This is a genomic window from Paenibacillus sp. JCM 18996, assembly GCF_055392555.1.
In genome coordinates, this window is the sequence record NZ_AP043884.1 from 1666172 (window position 1) to 1677648 (window position 11477).

The 11477-nt window shown below is 51.8% G+C and carries 10 protein-coding genes; 2 read left to right on the forward strand and 8 right to left on the reverse strand.

The window, feature by feature from the left end; genetic code table 11:
* Positions 1-36: 36 nt before the first annotated feature.
* The 5 genes from ACZ5N7_RS08340 to ACZ5N7_RS08360 all read right to left on the reverse strand — a co-directional run bounded on the left by ACZ5N7_RS08340 (position 37) and on the right by ACZ5N7_RS08360 (position 6585).
* On the reverse strand, positions 37-2388 hold the full coding sequence (locus ACZ5N7_RS08340; protein WP_464658659.1) for an AraC family transcriptional regulator: 2352 nt from the start codon (positions 2386-2388) through the stop codon (positions 37-39).
* Between the two features lie 201 nt (positions 2389-2589).
* The gene (locus ACZ5N7_RS08345; protein ID WP_464658660.1) at positions 2590-4119 is read right to left on the reverse strand and encodes an extracellular solute-binding protein; all 1530 of its coding nucleotides are present in this window, start codon (positions 4117-4119) and stop codon (positions 2590-2592) included.
* A gap of 51 nt (positions 4120-4170) precedes the next feature.
* Positions 4171-5049 (reverse strand): carbohydrate ABC transporter permease, encoded by an 879-nt coding sequence (locus ACZ5N7_RS08350; protein ID WP_464658662.1) that lies wholly within the window; start codon positions 5047-5049, stop codon positions 4171-4173.
* Positions 5050-5071: 22 nt separating this feature from the next.
* Positions 5072-6049: an ABC transporter permease gene (locus tag ACZ5N7_RS08355; RefSeq protein WP_464658663.1), complete on the reverse strand. Its 978-nt coding sequence runs from the start codon at positions 6047-6049 to the stop codon at positions 5072-5074.
* A 200-nt stretch (positions 6050-6249) separates the two neighbouring features.
* A complete protein-coding gene (locus ACZ5N7_RS08360) occupies positions 6250-6585 on the reverse strand; it encodes a hypothetical protein (protein WP_464658665.1) in 336 nt (111 codons plus the stop codon).
* Positions 6586-6842: 257 nt separating this feature from the next.
* Between ACZ5N7_RS08360 and ACZ5N7_RS08365 the strand changes: the two genes are divergently transcribed.
* Together ACZ5N7_RS08365 and ACZ5N7_RS08370 are read left to right on the forward strand one after the other, a co-directional pair.
* Positions 6843-7136 (forward strand): hypothetical protein, encoded by a 294-nt coding sequence (locus tag ACZ5N7_RS08365; protein ID WP_464658667.1) that lies wholly within the window; start codon positions 6843-6845, stop codon positions 7134-7136.
* A gap of 39 nt (positions 7137-7175) precedes the next feature.
* Positions 7176-8702, forward strand: a complete 1527-nt coding sequence (locus ACZ5N7_RS08370; RefSeq protein WP_464658669.1) for an NAD(P)H-hydrate dehydratase — start codon at positions 7176-7178, stop codon at positions 8700-8702.
* A gap of 127 nt (positions 8703-8829) precedes the next feature.
* Here ACZ5N7_RS08370 and ACZ5N7_RS08375 read toward each other — a convergent pair whose 3' ends face one another.
* From ACZ5N7_RS08375 to ACZ5N7_RS08385, 3 genes are all read right to left on the reverse strand, one after another.
* Positions 8830-9843, reverse strand: coding sequence for a zinc-binding alcohol dehydrogenase family protein (locus ACZ5N7_RS08375; RefSeq protein WP_464658671.1), 1014 nt, complete (start codon positions 9841-9843; stop codon positions 8830-8832).
* Positions 9844-10451: 608 nt separating this feature from the next.
* Entirely contained in the window at positions 10452-10802 is a 351-nt protein-coding gene (locus ACZ5N7_RS08380) for a hypothetical protein (protein ID WP_464658673.1), read from the reverse strand.
* 162 nt (positions 10803-10964) lie between these two features.
* A complete protein-coding gene (locus ACZ5N7_RS08385; protein ID WP_464658675.1) occupies positions 10965-11465 on the reverse strand; it encodes a DinB family protein in 501 nt (166 codons plus the stop codon).
* Positions 11466-11477 lie beyond the last annotated feature (12 nt).

Below are 11477 nucleotides of genomic sequence, written 5' to 3' on the forward strand. Positions count from 1 at the left end.
CATTATATTAGATACCATTAGCAAAATCACCCGGTTTTATTTTTTTACCACATTGAGCTGTTCCCTGTACTGCCCCGGGGTCATGCCTACATATTTTTTGAACACACGGATTAGATACGACGGCTGGTAGCCGAGTTTTTCGGCGATATCATTGATCTTCAGGCTTGGATCGTACAGCAGCTCCTTCGCCTTTTCAATGCGCAGTTGGGTGATATAATCGATAAAATTGACTCCGGTGATATGTTTGAACGCTCTGCTCAGCGTATAATAGCTCGTACTACAAGCGTCTGCGCACTGCTCCAGCGAGATTTCCTCCAAATAATGCAGCTGCAAATATTCGGTCACCTTGTCAATCAGCCGCTTCATCTGCAAGTCCTGGTCACCGGTTAGCTGATCCATGAAAGGCCGGATCACTTTATGCTGGAACCATTTGACCATTTTCTCCGGCTCCCGCATTTGGTACAGCTGCTCGTACAAATTGCCCCCATGGTACAAATAGTGAGGATGATACCCCGACTCCAGGATCGCGTGCTGAATGCTTCCGAGCAGCTGCAGTACTCCTTCCTGCACCAGCTTTTCCTTGCCCGCCCTCTCGGCCAAAAGCTCTATGAACCGCTGCACGAGCTGCATGGACTCTTCCCTGTACCCCGTGCGTATGGCTTGTATAATTTCTTTTTCCAGCTCAAAAGGATAGTTCACTTCTTTATGCTTGCCGGGCAGCAGCTCATCGAGAAACAGGATCTGGTTGTCCTCCTGCAGGTCGCGGTACCTCACAGCCTGCCGGACACTTCGCAAGGATTCCGGTATGTCCTTGATTTCGGGAGTAAACTGTCCGATGCAGACGGTGCAGTGCACTTTGAGCAGTGCGCTTAGCGTATGCGAAAGTTCGTCCGCTAATTGAAGCACTTCGGATTTAACCTGCTCACCCGGCATATTCAGCGAGTACGCCGTAAGCAAACCGACCGACAAATCCTGAAAATTGATGACATCCGCCTGTTGCGCGCTTTTTTCCGTTAATTCCTGAATGACGTTGGCGGCTGCAAAAGTAACGAGCTGCTCGTCACTATCGGTAAACTTCCCCTTTGGGTTGGAAAATCCCGAAATCTGCACCAGAATGAGTACAAAGCCTTTACCCGCGGTATCCCAGCCGAAAGCTTCCATCCGTTCCCTGATCTGTGTTTCAGTCAATGAGTAATAATGACCCTGCACCAGCTGGAGCACAAATCCGGCTCGCAGGGAAGGCTGCGCTTGCTGCAGTTTATCCTGCAGCTCTCTGCTTTCCCGCGTCAGATGCCGCCATTGCCTTTCAATAAATTCAACTTCATCCGTCATTACTTCTCCCGAATACCTGGCTTCATGAAACAACCCGACCAAATGGCGGATCGGCCTGTACAGCCGCTTGGAAGCAAGCCACGACAGCAGGACAGCCATAATCAAGCCCATCAGACTGATTCCCAATATAATTCTCGACATGAGCACCACCGGTTCGGTGATTTTGGAAAGGGGCGTAGCGGTGACATACTTCCATCTCTGCCCCAAACGCGAGAACTCTCCGTAAGAGACCGAATAGCTGTTATTTTTCCATGTGAACAAAAAAGCATCGCTTTCCGTACCCCGGCTGGCCACCTCTTGCTTTAAAGCGCTTTCAAAATCGGTAGGTTGCGGCGAATCCAAACTGCCCCTGAGGATAAAACGCCCTTCGTCGCCCAGAATGAAAGAACCTCCCTGCTCGTCAGCCGACAGTTCCTTCACCATTTTGACCAGTTTGTTTTTGTCCAGATAAATTATTAACGCGCCGTAAGGCTCGCCTATGCCCGGAAGCTTGTGCACGAGCGCAATCGCAGGCTCCCCTTTCTGGTTGACCCGCCGAAAATTATCCAGCCAGAAGGCACCTTTGGAACCTGTCAATAGCTGCCGGTACTGCTTCTTTTGATCTTCGTTCAGGATAGGACTCACTCCCTCGGAGTCCGACACGACCAGGGGAGTGCTGTGGTTCAAATATAAATACACCTGGTCGATCAAGGGATAAGAACCCTTCATCACGCTCAGCGAGCGGTAAAGATTATATGTTACGTCATACCGTTCCTTAAGATTGATATTTCGCAGCTGTTCGTCGAACCTGGGATCAAAGGCCCATTGGGTGGCTGTCAGCTCGAGATGAGTCAAATCGTCGTTGATCCGGTCGAGCGCCTTTGTGACAAGGACTTGGTGGACGTGATTCTCCGCCTTCTCGATCTGCGTTTTCCCCATGATGTACGTGGCAGCGCCAATAATCGCCGTGGGAAGGCTGGTGATGCAGAGTACAATGATCAAGCTTTTACGATAAAAGTTACTTTTTATGGAACGTTGATTCCACCAATGCCAAAGCTGTTTCATCCGGCCGATCATGCACTCTCCCCCTTGCTTAAGTGTATCCCCATTTTACAATAATCCGGATATTTCAACAGCTTTTTTTAAAGAAAAAAGCCTTCTGGCCCAACAATCGGGAAACAGAAGGCTTTTATTCGTTTGATCAGCTTAACCGCAGATTCGTCCCGAGCCGTCACCGGCTCTTTTCCGGAAGGAGGGAGGGCCTTAGCTGCCGCTTTGTTACTTTCCGGTTACGCGCTTTGCATAGGAATCGTTGATTTCCTGCGTCATTTTAACCATATCCGGATCCGTCTTGAGTTTGGTGGCAAAATCGTCCCAAGCCGTTATCGGTTCCTTGCCCAGAATGACTTTGGTTTTCAAATCCTGAATCTTTTTATCAAGCTCGGGGCCTTTCAGCACAGCCGTTTCCGAGTAAAGTCCGGTAGCGTAATCCGGCGTGCTCGTTTTTGCGCGTGTATCGATGATTTTCTTGTTGCGCTCGAGAGTTGCCGGATCCATACCGCTGCGGTATGCCCTCTGGTACATGTCGTACTTCCCGAAAATTTGCCCGAACGCCTGCTGTGCGACGATGTCTTTTTTGGCCTGCTCCAGAACCGTGTACACGCCGTCTTTTTTAGTGAAGTGTGTGCCTTCAATGCCGTACCACGCCAGCTCATGGCCTTCATCGGATGCGCCGTAATCGAGGAACTTGAGCAGGGCCTTCATTTTTTGCTCGGGCACTTTTTTGGGGATCGCGAACATACCGAAGAAACCGGAATCTTTTTTGTTGTAACCGTTCAGTTCAGTCAGTGGAAGGAAGTCAGCCTTCGGGTTCACTTTACGCTGGTTTTCCGTCGGTTCCCATGCAGCCTCCACAGTGTCGGCGAAGCTTCCCGCTCTGCCGGAATTCATCATATCCTTGCTTTGGCTTTGCTTTAAAACAGCGAAATCCTCCGGGATGATCTTCTCTTTGTAGGCGTTATTCAGCCATACGAGAGCTTCTCTCGTCCCGGGCAGAAGATTGACGTTCACCAGTTTTCCGTCGGCCAGCTTCCAGCCGCCGTTTGCCTGGTTAAAAGCTTCCTGGGCCCAATAGAAGTTGCCCATATCATTGGCGTTCACGTAGCTTGCGTTGCCGATGGTGTCATTTTTACCGTTTCCATCAGGGTCGTTGTAGGTAAATGCTTTCAACACTTTGTACAGGTCGTCCATTGTCTTGGGAACCTCAAGCTTCAAATTATCCAGCCAGTCTTTCCTTATATACAATGTCCCTCCACCTTCCACCGGACGAACCCGCGGAACTCCGTAATTCTTGCCGTCAGCCTGTTTCGTGTTTGTCCAGGTTTCCGCCGGATATTTGGAAAGATTAGGGTAATCTTTGATAAAAGGCGTGAGGTCCCAGAATGCCCCCTGCTTTACCATTTGTCTGACTTGAGAGGTAAAAGGATTATCAAGCAGCATCAAATCCGGAATATCGCCGGAGGCAAGGGTGACATTCACTTTATCCGCGTAATTGTTTGGGGAAACCCACGTGATCTTTAATTTTGTATTCGTTCTTTTTTCCACTTCTTTTACCACAACATTGTCGGGTCCAGGCGGCTCCGGCGTATAATACATGGACATAATGCTGATTTCAAGAGGCTTTTGCGATTTCGCGTCTGCTGCCGCGCCGGCGGTGTCGGTCCCATTGTTTCCTCCGCATGCTGCCAGCATGGATGATGTTGTCAGCGTGGCTGCCGCGAGAAGTGCCAATCTTTTTCCAAATTTCATGTTAAACCCTCCCTGTATGATTAAAATAGCGGGATTTCCTGGGAAATCGCCTTATTCCTTAACCGAACCGACCATGGCTCCTTTAGCGAAATGCTTCTGTAAAAATGGATAAACCGCAAGAATCGGAACCGTGGCAATGACGACAGCCGCCATTTTCAATGTCTCCGGGGGAATTCTTTGCTCAGAGATCATTTCCGCCGCCGCAGAACCTCCCGCTGCCGTCGACGCGTCAATCAGCATGTTCTGGAGCAGTACCTGCAGCGGATGCTTGGTAAAATCGTTGATGTACAGCAGAGCCGTAAAAAAGGTATTCCAGTAAGCGACCGCGTAAAACAGTCCGAATGCGGCAAGCGACGGAAGCGACAGAGGAAGAATTATGCGATACCATACACTAAGGTCGTTGCAGCCGTCTATTCTTGCGGCATCCTCCAGGCTGGACGGGATACTGTCGAAAAATCCTTTCATGAGCAGTACATACCACCCGCTGGTCAAGACAGGAAGGATCAAGGACCATATACTGTTAATCAGGTGCAGGTCGCGGACGAGTATATAAGGCGGAATGATGCCCGGGTTGAACAATGTGGTGAGCAGGATGAGCAGCAAAAAGATGCGCCGGCCCTGCAGCCGTCTTCTGGAAACGGCGTAGGATAAACCGGAAGTGATGATCAGGCTGAGTGCCGTGCCCACGATACTGAGGAACGCGCTGTTGCCTATGGCCCTCAGAAAAGCGTTCGTCGACAACAGATATTTGTAGGAAGCAAGGCTCCACTGAGACGGGAACAGGATGACCCCGCCCTTGATGTACTCGGAAGGTTCGGTGAAAGACACGACAAACACATAGTAAAGCGGAAAAAATGTGATCAGGCCGATGATGCCGAGAAAAATGGCATTGGCAACAGAAAATATGCGGTCACCCAGGCTTTCTTTCATTTTCGCGGGCCTCCCCTGCAGATTAGTAAACGCCGTCTTCGCCGAATTTTTTGGCCAATTTATTGGCCGCGACCACCAGGATCAAGCCGACAACCGACTTGAACAATCCAACCGCCGTACTGAAGCTGAACTGTCCTTGCTTGACTCCAAGCCTGTATACATAAGTGTCAAACACGTCCGCAACATCGGAGACCGCCCCGTTCATCATCAGGAACACCTGCTCGAAGCCGACGTCCATAATGTGGCCGATTCTTAAAATGAGCAAAATGACAATCACCGAGCGAATGGCCGGCATAGTGACGTGCCACATTTGCTGGAAACGGTTGGCTCCGTCGATTTTGGCGGCTTCATACAGCTGCGGGTCGACACTGGCGATGGCGGCGAGGAAAATGACCGTTCCCCATCCCGCGTCTTTCCAGATCGATTGTAAAGTGAGGAGGCCCCAGAAGTAATTTTTGTTGGTCAAAAAATCGATCTTATCCATGCCGAAGCTAACGAGCAGCTTATTGATGATTCCGTCTCCCGTCGACAGAAGCAGGAACGTAATCCCTACAATGATGACCCACGAAAGGAAATGGGGCAGGTAGACGATCGATTGGACGAACTTCTTGTAAGTCATATTTTTTAATTCATTTAACAATACCGACAAAAAGATAGGAAGCGGGAAGAAAAACACCAGACTGAGCAAATTAATCGCCATCGTATTCCGGAATAACACGAGAAAATCCGGGTTGGAGAAAAAACGCTGGAAATGCTCGAATCCTACCCATGGGCTTTGCCAGAATCCTTGATAAGGCGAATAATCCTGGAAGGAAATGAGCACCCCCCACATCGGCACATAGCGGAACAGCAGGAAATACAGCAGCCCGGGCAGCGCCAGCAAGTACAAGAACTTGTCCCTTTTGATGCCTGACCATACTGCATTCCGATTAGAGGCAGCGGTCGCGGAACGAGGTTTCTCAAGCGGGGGTTCTTGGACTGTGATCAAGTTTTGTGCCATAAGATATCCTCCTTGTAGCAATTGAGTAGTAGTGTTTGAGTAGTGGCAAGAGCTGGCGGTTGATAGGTGGCATCTGGGTAGGTCAGCATTTTAGGTAGTGAGCGTCTGCAAGCATTAGGCAGGTAACGTCGCGGTAGAGAGCATTTGTTAGGTAACATCCGGTAGTGTGCATCTGTCTTTGTCTCTATGTGAAAGCGCTTTTATATCACTGTAAGTGAAGGTCTTATTTCCGGCAATCCAAAAATCTTGCAATCTCCGTTTCCGCCCATCAGAAGTTTTTGCGGGCCAATTTCCGCTGATAACACTTTTTTGCGATGATTGATAAAGGCTGTGGCCGCTGGTTGGTGGCACAAAGCAGCGTCTGCTTGATGGCGCAAAGGACGAAACGGGACGTAAATGATGTACACTTGTTCCTTTACATTCAGAAAATATTGGTTAATACTGGATATACCGAGTGTCGGTCTGTGATCTTCCAGGCTGCTGCAACGATTGTTGCAAGGAGCTGCCCGCCGCTTTCCGGGTTTCATTTTATCCACCGGCAGGTGCTTCTTAACGTAAAATTTAGTTTTTTTGACGCGGTTTGGTTATACCCGAATAAAATAGGGTTAAGAATAATTCTACCGGAACCGTTTACAAATCGCTTTGTTGCATGCCCGGCATAAGAAAACCTCTACCCGAGGCGGTTCAGGGATGAGCGACCGCGTTTTAAAGTTTTGTTTTCTTGGTAAAACACGTCTCATTTGGCTATTTGTTTTTGCGGGACGAATATCTCAGGTAAAAGGTTGTGATCGTTTTGGGTGTTAAATTCAACAGGGAGTATAAGGAAATCGTCACAGACCTGGCCAATGCCATCGGCCATATCGAGGATTGCCACAGTACTTTTGAAATGAACCGGGAAGACTGGGAGGCGCTCCAGATGCAGGACCGGCAGGAATACATTCGCACTCTCGCGGACGATCTTTTTTATGCGCTGGGCTCCGAACCGAAAATGAGTGTCGGCTCCGGCTCCGTGCATTATGACCCTTCCGTTCATGTGATTAAAATTTATTCGGACTCGCAGGTTGTTCATGTGGTGAACCTTAAATAGCGCGATGGTGATCAACCATGCGAGGGGCGGTGCTTCGGCATGCATGTGCTGACTGCGGAAGAAATGAAAAAAATTGACCGTTACACGATTGAACGGATTGGGATCCCTGCTCTGGTCCTGATGGAAAATGCAGGCCGTGCGGTGGCCGAAGAGACCTTGAAGCTTGCCCCCACGGTTGGACCGCGTTGGTTGATCCTCGCGGGAAAGGGCAACAACGGAGCCGACGGTGTCGTGGCGGCCAGGCACCTGCAGGACGCAGGGCTGAGCGTCACTGTGTTTTTTGCTGTAGATCCCGCGGAACTGACGGGCGAAGCTGCTTTTCAGCGGGATATCGCGCAGCGGCTGGGGATCCGCTGCCTGCGGTATGGTGTTGACGAACCCGGCTGGGGCGGGTACAACGGCATTGTCGACGCGCTGCTCGGCACCGGCTCAAGCGGCGCTCCGCGCGGGCCGTACGCCGAGCTGATCGCGCAGGCGAATAAAAGCGGGATGCCGATCGTGGCCATCGACATCCCGAGCGGTCTTGACGCGGATACCGGGCAGGTGTACGACCCGTGTATGCGCGCGGTTGTTACGGTGGCGCTGGCGTTTAAGAAGCGCGGCCTGGTGCAGTTCCCCGGCGCAGGCTGTGCCGGGGAAGTGGTTGTGCGCTCGATCGGCATCCCCGCCAGGGCGGCCGATGAGCATGAGGTTGGCGTGTTCGAGCTGAGCGAGAACGTGCTTGCCGCGCGGCTCGGCGTCGAGCAGGACGCGGAGCGGGCGCAGGATGCGCACAAGGGCAGCTATGGCCATGTGCTCGTGGCTGCCGGCAGCCGCTCCATGAGCGGCGCTGGGCTGCTCGCCTCCAGCGCAGCGCTGCGGGGAGGAGCCGGGCTCGTGAGCTGGGCTGTGCCCGCGAGCGTTATGGGACCGCTGCTCGGGCAGCGGCCAGAGCTGATGCTCGTCCCCGTCGAAGACGAAGGGCTCGGCGATTGGAGCGCCTCCAGGCCGGAGGCGGTGCTCGAGCTCGCGCGCGGCAAGCAAGCTCTCGTGATCGGCCCCGGCATGGGCCGCTGGGACGGCGACAGCGCATGGCTGCGCGCGGTCTGGGAGGGCTGCGCCATCCCGCTCCTGATCGATGCCGATGCGCTTAACATGATCGCCGGTGCGGGCGATTTTTCGGCCTGGCCGCAGCGGCAGGCGCCGACCATCCTCACGCCGCATCCCGGCGAAATGTCCAGGCTGGCCGGGCTCAGCACGGCCGAAGTGCAGCGCGACCGCATCGGGCTGGCTCGCGGCTATGCCGTGCAGCACAGCGTGACGCTCGTGCTGAAGGGCGCGCGCACCGTGTGCGCCGCCCGTTCCGGTGACGTTTATATAAACGTCACCGGCAACCCGGGCATGGCGACAGGCGGCGCCGGCGATGTGCTCGCAGGCCTGATCGGCAGCCTGCTCGCACAAGGGCTTTCCGCCGAGCAGGCTGCCGCCCTCGGCGTGTACAGGCACGGCGCTGCGGGGGACCGCGCCGCGGCCAAACGCCATGCCCCCGGCTCACTCATCGCCGGGGACATTATTGCGGAGCTGTAGCCGCTTTACAGCTCCCTCCGGGAGCTGATCCCTGCTGATCCCTGCACATCCACCGGCTCCCACGCTGCGACAGCGCTTACAAAATGACCATTTTAGGCCTTCCCCTCCCCTCACCAGCCTTGCAAGCCTACAACTCCACAACGGCCTTAATCACGCCGGTTTCCGGCTTCAGCCAAGACTCATAATGCCCGATCATCTCGTCGAAAGCCGACCTGTGAGTAATGTACGAACCGATGTCCACCTGACCGGCGCTGATGCTCCCGATGACATGTTCAAAGTCGGCGCGGACCGCGTTGCGGCTGCTCATGATCGTCGCCTCTCTCTTGTGGAGTTCCGGGTCGCTGAAGGAAACATTCGCTTTTACCAAGCCTACATACACCAACCGGCCTCCATGGGCCAAATATTGCAGGGCGCTCTCCATCGATTTGACGTTGCCCGTCGCATCCAGCACTGCGGTAGGATAATCTCCTCGGGTAATCGCCTCGATCTCCTTCACCGGATCGTTCTTCACATTCACCGTAAAATCAGCCGGTACCCACCTTTTACAAAACTGCAGCCTCTCCTCGTTCATATCCAGCGCGATAACTTGGGTGCCCGCCAATTTGGCGTATTTCATAACGCCCAGCCCGATCGGTCCCGCTCCGATGACCAGCACAAACTCGCCTGGAACAACACCGGCTCTTCGAACCGCATGCGCGCCAATGCTTAAACATTCCACAACCGCGGCTTGATCGAGCGTTAGCCCGTCCGTTCTGATCAAATGGTCCGTCCGCACCGCCATATATTCCCGCATCCCCCCGTCTTTATGGACGCCAAGCACGCTCAAAGAGGTGCAGCAGTTGGGCTTCCCGTTCCGGCAGGCGACACATTGACCGCATTCAAAATAGGGCATTACGGTAACGAAATCGCCAGCTTTCAACCCCTGCTCATTGGGTCCTGCTTCCACTACCTCCGCCGCCAGTTCATGGCCCAAAATTCTCGGATAAACAAAATACGGCTGATTTCCCCTGTAAGCGTGCAGGTCGGTTCCGCAAATGCCGATCCTTCGTATCCTGATCACAGTTTCTCCTTCAGCGGCTGAAGGCAGATCCGTCTCCTTCAAGACAAAGCGGTTGGGTTCCTCACAAACGATCGTTCTCATACTATAACGCCTCCATCTTGATTAAAAATTAAGCGTTTACATAGGACGATATTACCATAACAAACATCCTCTTTATTGGTCAATGTCAGTTTTTCGACCAAAATAGAAACCTCCTTTATACGGGTAATAGGTTCACTGGTGAGGTCAAGCAGATCGTTCACCGGTATCCATTCATTAGGGGGAGGTGGGGGGTCCTGCTGCAGCTGCTGAGGCACGGCGTTTCGGTACTCGCGGACGAACACCGGATCCTTCAAGATCCGGTTGACATCTTCGTATCCGGAGGCCGCCCAAAACCCGCGTTCTTCTATAAAACAAAGCGGCTCGTGCTCAAGCAACTAAGCATAAAACGGATATGGATCACTGTGCAAGCGATTGGAATATGTACGGAACCAAGCTTTAATGTCTGGCTTTTCGAACGCTGACAGCTGCTTTTGCATCACTATCACACACCTTTGCATAAAATTCGAGGGCCCTTCCAAATTGGACACTGCAACTTGAAGATCTGTCAATATTTAATTCCAGCTGTCTCTTTATGTAGTGGTGAGGATCCCCAATTTGGGGCGTATATTCCATTCCATTATTTTCCGCTATTGCTAAGTGCCTCTCTGTTATAAATTGACATTTCTTGGATGGATAGTCAAACATTTTTTTACCACACTGCATGTGGCATACGAATTGAGCGCGTTTAACAACAAAAAAAAGCCTCTGAGACATAACTGTCGTTCAGGTGGCTTTTCTTCGATGCCTTTGATCAATAAAGCTGCTATTTCTAAGATGCGTTGTACGTCAACGTTTGCCTTCTGCATAGCCTCACGGAACAATGGAAGTTGGCCGGGATACCCCGTGTCTATCAAAATCACCATATCTTCGTCCCAGAGAAGCGTAGGATGGATAACATCCACTTTTCCCAGCATGGTTGCTGAAATTTGCAGCATTTCTACTCCAGCGGCAACTTGCATATGACCCCTCCATGCCGTTGTTTATTTTTCCCAAATCCGGACTAGGGTTTTATCATAGCAAGCAATGAACATCATGCCAAAAGAATTTAATTCTATCATGTATTCGATAATTTGTCAACTAAAATTCTTCATGCAAAAAGTTTTTGGTTCAGGCCAATAGCTTCATACCGTAAACAAATAAAAGGCGTAATCGGTCGGAACTCCAGGATGTCCGGATTGACGCAGCATAGCCGTCAGATTGCCGCGATGGTATGTGCCGTGGTTCACGACGTGCTGTACTAAGCCTGACAATGGAGTGTCAGCCGAACCGAACACGGGATGTGCGAGGGAGATAACCCTCTCTGGCTCACACGTAATCAAAAAGTCCTTATACTCAGCCTCTGTTTCCATGAATCGCTTTTCCATGCCTTCCAAGCTCTCCATTTTTGATTCCTCAATCAGCCGCATTACTAGTGTCCTCGCCTCGTCGAACGGACGTTCACGCATTACGCTAAACCACATCGTGTCCATTGCGTAGATATGCGACATCAATGAACACACAGATGGAAACACGCTTATCATGTCCTTGGTCCATAAGTCTTCCGGCAACTTCCGCAAATGCTCAAACACGCGCCGATTGGCCCAAACATGATACTCGTACAACTGAATTATTTGATTCGGCATAAAAATCCCTCC